The sequence below is a fragment of the Arthrobacter sp. AFG20 genome (genome assembly GCF_002892795.1).
Lineage (GTDB): Bacteria > Actinomycetota > Actinomycetes > Actinomycetales > Micrococcaceae > Arthrobacter.
Genome location: NZ_PJMC01000010.1, coordinates 151,996 through 164,565, shown reverse-complemented (window position 1 = coordinate 164,565; position 12,570 = coordinate 151,996). Strand labels below are relative to the sequence as shown.

At 61.1% G+C, this 12,570-nt stretch carries 10 protein-coding genes and 1 pseudogene; 7 read left to right on the top strand and 4 right to left on the bottom strand.

Annotated features, from left to right (window positions below):
• Positions 1–43 precede the first annotated feature (43 nt).
• From CXZ05_RS13685 to CXZ05_RS23120, 7 genes and pseudogenes are all read left to right on the top strand, one after another.
• Positions 44–326 (top strand): annotated as a pseudogene (locus CXZ05_RS13685) (aspartate 1-decarboxylase); the annotation flags it as partial.
• Between the two features lie 545 nt (positions 327–871).
• Positions 872–1,444: an adenylate kinase gene (locus tag CXZ05_RS13680; protein WP_079597224.1), complete on the top strand. Its 573-nt coding sequence runs from the start codon at positions 872–874 to the stop codon at positions 1,442–1,444.
• A gap of 1,716 nt (positions 1,445–3,160) precedes the next feature.
• Positions 3,161–3,670, top strand: a complete 510-nt coding sequence (locus CXZ05_RS23435; protein WP_258006583.1) for a hypothetical protein — start codon at positions 3,161–3,163, stop codon at positions 3,668–3,670.
• A complete protein-coding gene (mobF, locus tag CXZ05_RS13670; protein ID WP_180987383.1) occupies positions 3,667–7,230 on the top strand; it encodes a MobF family relaxase in 3,564 nt (1,187 codons plus the stop codon). Before CXZ05_RS23435 ends, mobF begins: the two co-directional genes overlap by 4 nt.
• Positions 7,231–7,251: 21 nt before the next feature.
• Positions 7,252–7,782 carry a hypothetical protein gene (locus CXZ05_RS13665; RefSeq protein ID WP_079597035.1) on the top strand — a complete coding sequence of 177 codons (531 nt, stop codon included), beginning with the start codon at positions 7,252–7,254 and terminating at the stop codon, positions 7,780–7,782.
• A 65-nt stretch (positions 7,783–7,847) separates the two neighbouring features.
• Positions 7,848–8,132, top strand: a complete 285-nt coding sequence (locus CXZ05_RS13660; protein WP_139386235.1) for a hypothetical protein — start codon at positions 7,848–7,850, stop codon at positions 8,130–8,132.
• A 95-nt stretch (positions 8,133–8,227) separates the two neighbouring features.
• Complete coding sequence (locus CXZ05_RS23120) at positions 8,228–8,371, top strand: hypothetical protein (protein WP_176156837.1); 144 nt, start codon at positions 8,228–8,230, stop codon at positions 8,369–8,371.
• 98 nt (positions 8,372–8,469) lie between these two features.
• On the opposite strand, the gene CXZ05_RS13655 is transcribed toward CXZ05_RS23120, so the two are convergent.
• From CXZ05_RS13655 to CXZ05_RS13640, 4 genes are all read right to left on the bottom strand, one after another.
• Positions 8,470–8,973 carry a single-stranded DNA-binding protein gene (locus CXZ05_RS13655; protein WP_176156838.1) on the bottom strand — a complete coding sequence of 168 codons (504 nt, stop codon included), beginning with the start codon at positions 8,971–8,973 and terminating at the stop codon, positions 8,470–8,472.
• 55 nt (positions 8,974–9,028) lie between these two features.
• The gene (locus tag CXZ05_RS13650; protein ID WP_079597038.1) at positions 9,029–10,111 is read right to left on the bottom strand and encodes an ArdC-like ssDNA-binding domain-containing protein; all 1,083 of its coding nucleotides are present in this window, start codon (positions 10,109–10,111) and stop codon (positions 9,029–9,031) included.
• A 162-nt stretch (positions 10,112–10,273) separates the two neighbouring features.
• Positions 10,274–10,786, bottom strand: a complete 513-nt coding sequence (locus CXZ05_RS13645; protein WP_079597039.1) for a hypothetical protein — start codon at positions 10,784–10,786, stop codon at positions 10,274–10,276.
• Positions 10,773–12,503 carry a type IV secretory system conjugative DNA transfer family protein gene (locus CXZ05_RS13640; protein WP_139386236.1) on the bottom strand — a complete coding sequence of 577 codons (1,731 nt, stop codon included), beginning with the start codon at positions 12,501–12,503 and terminating at the stop codon, positions 10,773–10,775. Before CXZ05_RS13640 ends, CXZ05_RS13645 begins: the two co-directional genes overlap by 14 nt.
• Positions 12,504–12,570 lie beyond the last annotated feature (67 nt).

Below are 12,570 nucleotides of genomic sequence, written 5' to 3'. Positions count from 1 at the left end.
CTGTCTGTTCAGGGTAATCTCGATGCATCTGACGACTCGCATGATGTTCAAATCAAAAATTCACGGGCCATAGTCACGCATGCAGACCTGCACTATGTTGGTTCGGTAACGGTGGATCTGGACCCGCTGGAGGCAGCCGACAACCTGCCGGGCGAGTTCGTCGCGATCGTCGACGTAACCAACGATGTCCGTCTGGAGACCTCGACTATCGCCGGCGACCGTGGCACCGGTGTAATCGGCATCAACGGACCTGCTGGGCACCTGATCCAGGAAAATGACATGATCATTCTCATCATCTATGTCGGATATGACTACAAAACAGGCCAGACGATGTCGGCAAGTCGTCGATTCTGCGCATGCTGAGCCTGCAATTGGGGGCCAGCACAGCCAGCCTTTATCAGGCGGCTTTCTCCGACTGACCTGACTCCCGCGCCCTCGTCCGTGCTTTGCATCGGCGCCTCATCGTCACCGCTCACAACGGATGAACAACCGAATTGGCAGTGGGTGTTGGGGCAGCACGACGAAGTACGCAGTGACGGCGAGACTGCGAACAGGAACAGTTGAGGACGCGATGCCCGACAACTCAATACTTTGGATTTCGGCCAATGGCGTTAACCGGCGCCAAATGGTGGAAGGGCCAACGGTAGCGAAGTCTATGCGCGCTTCCCCTGGGATGCACCGCCCCTTCTCCGTCCGAGGCATTCGGCCACGAACACCCACGGCATAGTGGACAGCGCGTCCTCGACGGCCACGGACATCGATCCCCAATTTTGGCGGGCAGATGCGGCGCCACCGTGACTCGCGGACTCGAACTGCAATAGAAAATGCGGAACTGCAACTAAGCAAGAGAAAGGATCACGCAGTGGCCAGAATGTTGATTATAGGACCTCCCGGTTCGGGAAAGGGCACGCAAGCTGAACGCATTTCGGAGTGCCTCGGGGTTGTCGCGATCTCCACGGGGGACATCTTCCGTGCGAACGTCAAGGATAAGACGCCCTTGGGCGTCGAAGCTGAGAAGTACATGGATGCCGGTGACTTCGTGCCGGACAGTGTGACCAACCTGATGGTCCGTGGACGCCTTCGTGCGAGGGACGTAGAGGACGGGTTCCTGCTCGATGGCTATCCGCGCACTGTGTCGCAGGTTGACTACTTGGACGATGTCCTGGCCGAGGGCAACCACAAACTGAACGTCGTGCTGCAATTAACCGCTGACGACGAGGAACTCGCAGCACGCCTGCTGGGCCGCGCCAAGGCGACTGGGCGCAGCGATGACAACGAGGCCGTCATCCGGCGTCGTCTCAAGCTTTATCACGAGCAGACGGAGGCGGTTGTCGCCAAGTACTCGAGACGGGGAATCGTGGCCAGGGTAAACGGGCTCGGCACAATTGACGACGTAACCAGTCGCCTCCTTCGCGCAGTCCAACCCTGCATACCAGCCGGCTAAGACGGCGGGTATTCGGACTTCACAGGGAGTGGGGAGCGGGTTTGGCTCCGCAGCCAGCGGCAGTCAGTGGAATGAACGTCCGCCAGACGCGGCAGGGAGTCTTTCCGAGGGGCCGCATCACCCTCACAGGGAACCCTATGCTGCACCATGTTCATACCGGGTTGCTCGAAGCAGCCTCGCATACTTCTCGAGAGCTGAGTCCGTTGTGGATGTCGGCCAACGGTGCCGGCTGAAGACGCTGCTGGGAACGAGTATCAAGCGGCGTCGGAACCGCCGGTGCCGCAACACCACTGGTCTATGAAGATGACTTGGTCCTCAGCGGGTAAATGACGCAGCAAACAGCCGCCACGTGAACAACCCGGTGCCAAGCTGTATCTTGGCCGGCCAGTGAGGCTACTTGTTGCTGCTCAAAAACAAAACGGGAAGCGGACGAAAGTTGTCTGCCTGCCGACAGCCAGCAGGCACGGTAAGACTGAGCCATGGCAGTCTCCGACTCTCAACAGAAGGAAGGCAGCGAACTCGTGGGGACTTCCAGGCCCCGGGACTGGTGGGACCGATTCTTCCACACCGCTGAGACCCTGACTGGCAGCGCCGTCTACTACCTGCGTCCTACGTGCTCGCCACGGCAGCTGCCCCGAGAGATCCACCACCGTCGGCGGCGTGATTGCTACCGACTCTTACCGCAGCATCACAACCGGCAATGGCAGCGTTCTGGCCAACACCAGCGTTGACACCTCACAGTACCGTTCGCAATGCTGTTGCCGGGCGCCGTGCTCCTCTTGCTCCGCAAGCGGAGCATCTATTAAACACCCGCCTATGTGGTCGGTAGACAGGAATGGCCAAGCGGCCGGTCGCGCATTGATCCGCTGCCGGGCTGCCCCCTGGCATACCAATGCGGCCGATAACGTGCCTCAACCCATCGGTTTCGAAATCTGTCGGGGAGCCCCAGACACTGTCCTACCACCACGCTCTTGCCGACGTTAGTCCCTAAGTGACACCCTGGCGACACGAACGGTAGGCAGCAGAAACGCCAAGGGGAAGAGATTTTACCCATCGACGCGACAAATTGCGGCAATCTGAGCCGAAGGCGCATCCAGCCTGCAGAGGCGTCAGCGCCCCGGTACAAGAACACACTGTGCTGAGGCATGGAGCTGTTCCTTCCAGCCGTACTGGGGCCCAGCTTTGTCGCCTCCGCGGCCATCAACTCGTTTCCCGCGTGCCTGCCAGAATGCGATCAGACTGTACAAGGGAGAGGGACACCTCAACCTGACGTCAGGAAACGCTGAAAAGACCGTCAGGACAGGGTCCAAAAGGCGGTTTCTGCACCTGCCCAGTGAAAGTCTTAGATTCAAACCTGACTGCCGCCCCTGTTGTTGAGCTTGTGTCGGCGGGTGCCTGGCAATTGTGCAACAACGTGTTGCGCAATTGTCCAGATGCCATCTGGACAATTGAGAATCCGAACTACATGGGTCTCTACCTGTCCGAGCCTTTGCCTGTCTTCGAATCTGCGGCAATAGTGCCACAAGCTGTGGCACTATTCAGCGGTCCGCCTCATCCTCCACACGCCCAGCCTCGATACCGATGCCACAGTTGTCCCTGGCCCCCCACCTTCTCATAACGGATCAACTCCTCACACCTCTGGCATCCAAGGTCATCAGCGTGAGGACAACTCACGTCTGGTCATGTCGAAACTGGGCCACGGACTGATGAACCATCGTGACCGTCAAGATTTGCGAAGAGTGTGCGGACGGCTTCGAGCCTTCCCGCAAAAGTCAGCGCTTCTGTTCAATCCGTTGCGGCAACAGGAAACGTGATCGTATACGTCGAACAGCGCGCCGTCCCGCAGTGGCGGTAGAGGCTGCCACCGGAGCCGTAGTTCCCAAGGACGAGCTGAAGGCTTTGCAGCGCCAGCTGGCAACTAGGACAAAAATCTGCCAGCGCCGTGGCGAGATTCTCCAGTCCAAGCTCCGCTCCCAGTCCTGTGAGATTGATCGGCTTGAGGCCGAAAACTCCGAGCAGCGCCAAAACAACAATGTCCTCCAGCTCGAAGTAGCCAGGCTGAAGCGTGCGCAACGGACCAACGTGCAGGACCTCGCGCATCTCGCAGCATGGCTGGTCTCGCTTGCGAACGCAAAAGGCGTTGCCCTGGACCCCGCAACGCTGGACATCCTCAACCGCCGCGGATGGCATCCATCCAAGCGCCAGGCAAGAGCGGCGCGGCCATGACGATGTCCATCGCGCGCCTCTCGGCACAATCAGGGCTGCGCTACCTGTTCAAGACCACGATGATGGATGACCTCACCGCCGCTCCCCCAGACGCCACCACTTACTACATGAAAGCCGGGACGCCCGAAGGCCGATGGATCGGCAGCGGACTACCAGGCATCAACAGAAGTGCCGGCGACGTCGTCACCGAAACAGACGCGAGAGCACTGTTCGACTTAGCCGTACATCCGGACACCAGCACACCGCTGGGCCGCCCGCACAGCCCACCCACCGCCGTCGAAAACAAAACCGGCCCGCCCACTGTAAGGCACGCCGTCGTAGGTTTCGACCTCACCTTCAGCGTGCCGAAGTCAATGTCAGTCCTCTGGGCACTCAGCCCTCACAGCATGCAAGAGCAAATCCTGCGCACCCATCACCAGGCAGTGGAAGCAACCCTTGCCTGGTTGGAAGAGCAGGTCATCCATACACGTGCCGGCCGAAACGGCGTCGCCCACGTCGGGACGATGGGCGCCATCGCCGCCGCCTTCGACCATTGGGAATCACGCACCGGCGACCCGCAACTTCATACACATCTTGTCATCGCCAACCGCATCCAGCGCATCACCGATGGCGCCTGGGTGACCCTTGACTCCCGGACGCTCTACAAGGCTGCCGTTGCTGCTAGCGAACACTACAACGGTCTCTTGTTCGACGCCCTCCACTGCCACCTTGGCAGCGTCACGGACATCCGCTTCCCTGTCGTCAATACGGGCAATCCCAGCCAACAGCTCACCGGGGTCGATGAGGACCTCATCCGCGAGTTCTCGAACCGGTCGCGTCTGATCAATGTGGAAACAGACCGCCTCGTCGCGAAGTGGACAACGGAACACGGCCATACGCCAAGCACAGCAACGGTCATCAAGCTGCGGCAGCAAGCGACCCTGGCGACACGTGTCCCCAAGTCCGAGCTCCCCACGCCCCTACACGAGCTATCCAGAGAATGGAAGGCACGCGCCGCCGCAAAAGGATTCCCACCGAACGACGTTATCGCGGCAACGATCAACCGCTCCAGAATTGCCCCATTTAGCTTCACTGACTTCACCTCTGACTGGATATGCGCCGTCGCAACCCTGACCCGTGAGCGGGTGGCCCACAAACGCTCCACTTGGAACCGCTGGAATCTTGTTGCTGAAGCGGAACGCGTCTGCGCGCAGGTGCGTTGCCGGACGGCGGCGGACAGGAGCACGCTCATGCACGCCGTCGCCACCGCGGCCGAGCAGCAGTCCGTGCCGCTGAATGACTACCGGTACACCGTCCCCGCCCATGCCGAGGCAGATGTCCTGTATGGACCACGAAGCGTCTTCGACTTCCACGGATCGCGCCTCTACACCGATACGTCCACGCTCGCCTGTGAGGACGCGGTCATGGCAGCAAGGAACGACGACGGCGGCCCGGCAGTCCGCGCACACGTCATCATGGATCTCCTTGACCAAGTCCAACAGCCAGAGAGCCGAGTGCTTCACTTTGACCAGCGTGCCGCCGTTGCCGACGTAGTCCTGAGCGGCCACAGGCTCGACGCCATCGTGGGACCAGCGGGCACGGGAAAGACGACCACGCTCAGTGCAGTGAAGGCAGTATGGGAAGCGGAGTACGGCGCCGGCAGCGTTGTTGGCCTCGCCCCGGCAGCTGCCAGCGCCGAAGTGCTGGGCCGGGAACTCGCCATGGCAACCGAGAATGTCACCAAGTGGCTGCATGAATCGGCGGGTCAAGGCGCAAACTCAAGGGCCGGACGCTTCTTCAGCGTCCAGACGCAACTGGCCAATGCGCACGTCGGCGAGGACTGGAGCATCGCATTAGCGCAGGAGGCTGCGCAGCTCGCTGCCACCCAGCAACGCTGGTGCTTCCATGCGAATCAACTCATCATCGTTGATGAAGCGTCAATGGTCTCGACATTCCAACTCGCAGCTCTCGTACAGCAAGCCCAGGAAGCCGGCGCGAAGATCCTCCTGGTCGGCGACCCCGGGCAGCTGGACGCCATCGACGCCGGCGGCGTTCTTGGCTGGCTGGACCGGCAATGGAAGGCAACACGGCTGAGCACGATCTGGAGATTCCATGAGGAGTGGGAGCGCACAGCATCGCTGAAGCTTCGGAAGGGTGACTACGCAGCTATATCCGACTACGCACACCATGGAAGGATCCAGCACGGTAGCTACCTGGATATGGCTGACAAGGCGTACCTCGCGTGGCAGGCCGATACCCGGGCAGGAAAGTCGTCCATCCTCATCGCCGCCGACAACGAAACGGTCAGCATGCTCAATGAACGGGCGCAGGCGGATCGAGTGGCGCGGGGTGAGGTTGATCCCGATCAGACGGTGTTGCTCAGCGATGGCTTACGTGCGGGTTCCGGTGACGCCATCATCGCCCGGGGAAATGACCGGAAGCTCGTGGACAGCAGCGGTGCTTTCGTGCGGAATGGAACGCTGTTCGACGTCGAAGGCATCAGTCGGCGTGACGGCTCCCTGCTGGCACGACGGCGGGACACAGGCGCGAGTGTCCTACTCCCCGGAGCCTATCTGGGGGCGTCCGTCGAGCTGGGCTATGCCACCACAGCACACCGTTCCCAAGGCATCACGGTGGACACCGGCCACACCGTGGTCACTCAGGGCCGGCTCACGCGCGAGTTGCTGTATGTAAGCATGACTCGTGGCCGTTCCGGTAACTATGCCTACGTCAGCGAAGGTGACGACGCCGACCATCCTGCTGTCGATCCATCCATGCAGCTCTCATGGCAGGGCATTCTTGGCGAGGTGCTGGCGGCTGAGGGCGCTGAGCGTACCGCCCACGAGGTGCGCGACGCGGAGCGGAGGAAGGCTGACAGCCTTGAGCGGCTCTACGCGGAGTATGACTATCTCGCGCAGATCGCGGCGGAACTGGACCTCAGGCAGCAGTTAGACGATCTTGCCCCTGGAGCCTCCCAGGAATTCGAACAATCTCCATCGTGGGGCGCAGCTGTCGCGGCGTGGCGGAAGGCAACAGCCACCAGCCGGCAGGGTACCGAGCGCATACTGAGCCGGTTCTGCCAGGAAACTAGCAGTGCCAACGATCGCTGCGCTGTCCTCAGCGTGCGCTTACGCCGATTCATGAAAGGAAGGACGACGGCGGTTGAGGAACCTCTGGTTGAAAACCTCACCATTCCGCGCCCTGACTTAGCGTCGATGATTCAGCAAGTCAGGGAACGGATCTCCCAAAGAACGGAGGCCGTGAGCATGGCAGCGCTGACAACCGATCCTGAGTGGAAATGTGCTTTGCTCGAGGCCGTCGGAGATAGCACCAGCGGCGAAACCTGGCAGCTGGTCCATGACGTTGCCGTCTTTCGCGACAGGTGGGCGCTGCCGGACTCTCCCCTCCCCCTGGGCCCGTCTCCTGCGGATTACGAATGGGAACAAGGGGGCCAGCGTGAACGAATCAACGCAGCAATTAGAAATGCTCATCGCCGTGGCACCGCTCAGCTAGATGACTCACCTGTGGATTCAGCCCTTTCTCAGCAAGTCGTCCTTACAAGTGCCGGCTGGCAGCTCTAATCTGGTAAGGAGGTAATGCGAATGGTCGTCAATCCGGCGGTAAGACCCAAGGTAGCGACAACCGGACTAGTGATAGCCAGCTCGGTTGTCTTCATAGTCTTTGCCCTCTCATTCATAGCCTTGGCCGCCACGGAACTTCCTTTCGTCATGAAGGTCATCGTTGGCAGCTTGTTGCTGGCAACTCTTCTAGTGCTGGCGCTGCTGTGGGGGAAAAGATCTGCCCAACGGCGGACCTGGCTGGCAAACGCAGCAAACAGATGGCGATCCTTCGACAGCGCTAAGCTGGCCGGCGGGACCACGACAGAGGTTACCCTCCTCAGCGTCGACGCGGTGCAACCCACCGGCGCGTGGGTCACCATCCTGTGGAACCGCTTTAACCACGTTCAACGTGCCTGGATAGAAGCACTACCCGAACCACTATGGCCAGGATCCGTCCTGCTCATCGCCCCCGACCCCACTCAAGTAATGCCCAGCACACCCTGGCCAGAGACATATTTCATTCGAGCCGCCGACTGCTTGGCTTGGGCACCCGCCGAAGGCCGGAACCCCTAGTCGCATTTACTGTCACGACGCTCCGGTCGATACAAACATTCGAACGTATGTTCTAAAATAGCTTCATGATCAAGTCCGGCTCCCCTGAAGATGTTGAGCGAATGATGATGCGCATGGACGCCGAAGCAAGCCGGCCAATAGATGACCCCGCACCCATCCGAGATTTCCCGAAGTATGGGCGTCCGCTCGTGTACGTCAGCGGAATTTACGGCAAAGCCGTCGGGTGGACCCACAAGTACGGCCTCATCGAGTGGCTGGATACTTCCGGCAAATACCGCATGGGTTGGGCGCATTCCTCGAGCATCAGGCGTGTAAAGCCTGATGAGTGGAAGGGCAGTAGTGCGCTGTAGTTGGCAGCCATTCCGGCGACGCTCAGGTAATTATCGAGTAGCGCCATGCGTGTCGAAGAAACGCAAGGCTCGCGGTCGTGCCTAGGGTCGTGGGCATGGAAAGAGATCCCTCAGGGGAGCTGAGAGGACAGACGTCGATCAACGATCTTCTCGACAAACCGGTCGGCGCCGCACCGGTCCAGCTCGCGCTGCCGATCCTGGTGCAGCTGAAGCCTGGACAATTTCGCCGACTGTCTTAGAGCGGCGGCCGAAAGCGTCTGAGCGTCACGTGGAGCGTTGACAAGGTGATGACCTGGTCCAATGAGGATCAGGCCATCACACTGCCAGCAGCAATCAGCTACATGCTTATGTCAGCTCGCTCCTGCCCGCCTAAAGGGGGCACCGCCACGGGACCCTTCGTAGCGATGCTGTAGGCGGGTTGGGCTGCTTCTGGGGCTGCCTGCAGACCAGCTCCCATTGCAGCTTCTGGACCAGCCGCGGCACGTGGAGAACGGTGGTACGCGGCCGTGCCAAAGCGGAGGTCAGGACCGATGGTTTCAGCCACAATGCGCCGGGCTTCACGTTTCTCCCCGTCCTTTTCGAAGGCACGGAACTCAAGTTCGCCGGACACCGTAACGGGGTCACCCTTCTTCAAGGAGTTCGAAGCATTCTCTGCGAGCGCGCGGAAAGCCGAGACGTTGTGGAAAACAGGCTCTCCGTCCTGCCAGGATCCGTCTGCTCCTTGAATCCGCTGGTTCACAGCGACCCGGAGTTTGGCGTGCGCCACACCCGACTCCCCGTAGGTGAGCTCGGGGTCGGCAACGAGATTGCCGACGATGTTGACCGGAATCTTTGTGCTCATATCTTCTGTCCTTTCCTTCGCGGACGGGGCGGTCCCGTCCAACGCTTTTGGTCGGCTAGGGGCCCGAGATCTCCAACCCTCGCGAGGGCCCGTCCGGCTGCTGCAAGCCCGCATAGGTTTCCTGGCTCTGGAGCTTAGGACCGGCTTCAGCCACCGGAACTTTTCCACCGGTACCCGGAGGATCAGTTACTTCAAGGATTTGCTTTGCGGCTGCCGTGACCCGCCCCAGGACTGACTTCGCTATCTCCACGCGGGAAGGAGGTTGGCTGCGGGAGGAGTCGTTACCCGCGGCTGAATGCTCCGCCTCAATCACTGCGTCAGCCCAGCCGGATAGGTAGCTTGCTGACTGGGGACCCCGGTCAATTCCGTGCGCTTTCAGGACGGTGTACGCAACTGACTCAGCTTCGACTTCAGCCAATCCGCGGTGGTCCACGCTGCTCCCATACAGCTTGCCCACATTGTCGTTCGGACCATGCAGCAGAACATGCCCAAGCTCATGGGCCAGCACGGCAATTCGTTCCTCAGCGTTTAGCCACCCGCCCACCTGAACCTGGCGCTGAGCGAAGTCGGTGAAGCCGCTCGTTAGTCCGTACTGCGCGTCAGTGACGTGGATTGAGAAACCACGCGCGCGGGCGACTCCAGCCAATGCTTCCCACAGCTGAGGCGCCTCCACAGACGAATGATTAGCTGGTCTCGGAACCAGCAGCGGTGCGCCCTGGGTCTGGGAAACGTCGAATACTGCCTGACCGCGCCAACCGGTGATGAGGGTCTTCTTCCCCTCGTCGACTGCGCCGCTGGGCAGCTTATCGCCCAGGGGGACGCGCTGACGCGTACCGTCGGGCAGAAGCATCTGTTGAACCCGGGCGGTCCTGGGTGCGATAACCCATAACGCATGCTCACCCCGCAGGACAGTGCGGCCGTGCCGCTCCCATTCCTTGTACCCCGCGACCAGCGTCGGCTCATCGGTCCCTCGCTGTGCCATCTGCATCATTAGCAAGGCAACATTGCCGCCGGAGTAGCGCCACAGGGTGGCGGACGCGTCGAGCAAAACCTGCCAATGCGATGGCGAGTCAACGGCCTGCTCCAGAATTGAATGCAGGCCATCCATCAAGGCCGTAATGCGTTCCTCCGGCGCCATACGGCGAGCGCCCAGTCCGTCCTGATCGGGAGTCTGGCCAGAGGGGATAGTGGAAGGTGCTTCAGATCTAGCGGCCACGACAGCCACCCTTCATGCTTCTTGGACCGCAGCATTGCTGCGCAGACATCGGTTCATGGTTGGGTGCCGCACGAGCGACATGACTCAGAAGTCAGGAACCAGCTGATGGGCGGCCTTACACCACTCGAGAAAGGCAGGGTCGTTGTTGGCCAGAATCCTCGGTGCGGGTTCCTTGTGCAGCTGCAGCCCGACGCATCCTGCAGTCCTGGTATGCGTCCTCAGGCGTTCGACGGCGTGCGGGAGCCTTTCGTGAAAGGCGAGCGGGCCGAAGCCCGGGTCATCTGGTGTGTAGGAGGCAAGCTCCGCGCGCTGCAGCGCATATAGCTCGGCCACCGTCTCGGGGTGACGCCACCAGCAGTCTGGAACGACCGACGTCGTCAGTTGGTACGTGGCGACAAGCCATCTCACCCAAGAGAACAGAGATCGCCAGGCGTCCTGCGACTGCTCTGGCGTCATCTCCCGCCAGCGTCGGGTTACGGTCTTGGAGCCGCCAGGTGGAGCAAAAGCCGATCTGAACAGTTGCGCGGTGATCTCGTCGTCCCCGAAGGAACCCGAGGACGGCACGTCGAACTCGTCAGTGTCGTTATGGCTGCGCATCCGGCGCCCCTTCGCTCTTCTGCTGGCGGTCCCTGTGCCCGTCGGCCAATACACGTTCCATTTCGCCTTTCAGGCGGCGGAGCTCCCCCGCATCCTTTCGTTTGTGCCACTCAAGCAGGTCCAACAGGATGGGCCGGGTCCGCCTGCCGAGCATGAGTGCCGTGCCCACAGGCAGGCGTCGAATCTCGTCCAGGGCGATTACTGGACTTTCGCGTATCTGCTCACCGTCCTGCCGCCCCTGCGAGGACCAGGACCGGGTGGTGAGTGTGAGGCTCCGCTCCCCCAGCAAGGCAGCGAGTGAGCGCAGGTCCCGTTCGTCGGATCCACCCCCAAAGATCACCTTGATGATGGCCGAATCCCAAATGGTCGATGCCTCGTCAATGGACCAGCCCGAACGGGCCTGGGATAGGGACTGCAGAACCACCAGCGTTGAGATCCCAATGCCGCCGCCGTCGGACAGTGCAACCGGGAGCCCAGGCCACGGGGCAAGGTTGGCGATCTCGTCGAGGATCAGGGAAAGCGGCGGATCCAGCCGGCCCCCTGGGGATACGAAGGCCATTTCCCGTGCTGCATTGTCGATGTCATCGATCAGTGCGGATAGGTACGGTCCTGCAGCAGCTGCACCGGCTCGTGTACCAATGAGATAGAGAGTCCCCCGATCCCGTATGAAGGCCTTGGGATCGAACTCTTCCGACTCGTCCTGCGGATTCAGTGCGGCGAGCACTTTGGGCGATGACAGTGGTGCCACCGCCGCCGAAACCCCAATCCATGAGTTGGACGTGTTCCGCGGATCATCTTCCAGGATGCCCATCAGGTCGGCCTGCCAGCCCAGTGCAGCACCCGGCCGACTCAGCACCTCCAGTGCTTCCCGCGCCAGTACAGGACTGGAAGACCAGCGTCGGAAAGCCGTCACTCCCTCGCCAGACAGCGCCGCAGCATGGAGCAGGCACTGAAGAACTATCAGCGAGCGCTTTTGCCAGGCAGCGTTCTCGCCCTTCATCTCGGTGTCCGCCGTGATAACTAGCGCCCGCCGGGTAGCAATGTCAGGGTCCTCGCACCCACGTACGGGCGACCAGCGAAGGGACGATGGAAGTCCTGACATGCCCTGCGGATCAAAAACGGTGACGGGTCGGCCTCCGGATGTCCGTGCCTTCATCGTCACCACGAGGTTGTCCGCGCGCGTTGACGTCGTGACCACAGCACCCGGCGCGTCAAGGATGGCGTTGATGACGACATAAAGCCCCTTGCCTGATCGCGGAGCACCTTGAATCACCAACGACTCTTCCGTGGAGACGTGGACGGTGACACCGCGGGAGCGGCCCAGCATCCATGACACGTCCTGCACTGAAGGATTCGCGAGTCCTGGACGCGTGAACTTTCCTCTTTTCCGCACGGCCCTCGCGCCAAAATCGTGAAGAATCTCCGCACGGCGGGCAACGCCGTCGCGGTTCAAGATGTCTTGGCGCAGCCAACCACCCGATTGCTTCCATCGCCGCCAAAGGACCACCGCACCGACGGCGAGCGCACCAACCAGCAGTAGAGCCGGGGTGAGAACCCACCAGACGCTGTCTGTGCCAAGCACACAATCAGCCCGGCGAACAATGATCCATTCCACTCTGTTGGCGATGAGTCCGACGGCGGCGGCAGGGTTGAAGGGCGACGGCGGCATGGTGCCGCACTGCCAAGAGCCGGCCACGTGCGCTGCTGCCTGCACCACTGCGCAGAGACTTACGTAGGCTGCGGCGGCGAAAAGCCCAGCCGTGACCAAAGGGTTGTCGCTTGCC

What these genes read in the sequence shown, in the direction of transcription:
- CXZ05_RS13680 (WP_079597224.1), top strand. Translation starts at nt 872, where the DNA reads ATGTTGATTATAGGACCTCCCGGTTCGGGAAAGGGCACGCAAGCTGAA.
- CXZ05_RS23120 (WP_176156837.1), top strand. Translation starts at nt 8,228, where the DNA reads ATGGAAAGAGATCCCTCAGGGGAGCTGAGAGGACAGACGTCGATCAAC.
- mobF (WP_180987383.1), top strand. Translation starts at nt 3,667, where the DNA reads ATGACGATGTCCATCGCGCGCCTCTCGGCACAATCAGGGCTGCGCTAC.
- CXZ05_RS13665 (WP_079597035.1), top strand. Translation starts at nt 7,252, where the DNA reads ATGGTCGTCAATCCGGCGGTAAGACCCAAGGTAGCGACAACCGGACTA.
- CXZ05_RS13645 (WP_079597039.1), bottom strand. Translation starts at nt 10,786, where the DNA reads ATGCGCAGCCATAACGACACTGACGAGTTCGACGTGCCGTCCTCGGGT.
- CXZ05_RS13655 (WP_176156838.1), bottom strand. Translation starts at nt 8,973, where the DNA reads ATGAGCACAAAGATTCCGGTCAACATCGTCGGCAATCTCGTTGCCGAC.
- CXZ05_RS13660 (WP_139386235.1), top strand. Translation starts at nt 7,848, where the DNA reads ATGATCAAGTCCGGCTCCCCTGAAGATGTTGAGCGAATGATGATGCGC.
- CXZ05_RS13650 (WP_079597038.1), bottom strand. Translation starts at nt 10,111, where the DNA reads ATGGCGCCGGAGGAACGCATTACGGCCTTGATGGATGGCCTGCATTCA.